Genomic DNA, 288 nt, shown 5'->3' with positions numbered 1-288 from the left:
CCCGCGCGACTCTCGCCGCCTGTCGGTTTTCAAGACCGATCCCTTCAGCCGAACTTGGGTATACCTCCGAGATATAAACTTCTAATGGTGGACCTTGTAGGACTCGAACCTACGACCGGACGGTTATGAGCCGTCTGCTCTAACCAGCTGAGCTAAAGGTCCTTTATGGTAGCGGCGGAGGGGATCGAACCCCCGACCTCACGGGTATGAACCGTACGCTCTAGCCAGCTGAGCTACACCGCCATAAATGATATTAAGATAAGTGGAGCCTAGCGGGATCGAACCGCT

Annotated in this window: 2 tRNA genes; both read right to left on the bottom strand. The window is 54.9% G+C overall.

The features are described from left to right. Positions 1-85 precede the first annotated feature (85 nt). A tRNA-Ile gene (locus MR083_RS27150) sits at positions 86-162 on the bottom strand. 4 nt (positions 163-166) lie between these two features. Further along, positions 167-243: transfer RNA gene (locus tag MR083_RS27145), tRNA-Met, on the bottom strand. Positions 244-288: the final 45 nt, after the last annotated feature.

This window comes from Bacillus cereus group sp. BfR-BA-01408 (assembly GCF_022663305.1).
Taxonomy (GTDB): domain Bacteria; phylum Bacillota; class Bacilli; order Bacillales; family Bacillaceae_G; genus Bacillus_A; species Bacillus_A pacificus.
Note: the sequence above shows the minus strand (reverse complement) of the source record. Positions and strands in the feature narration are given on the sequence as shown.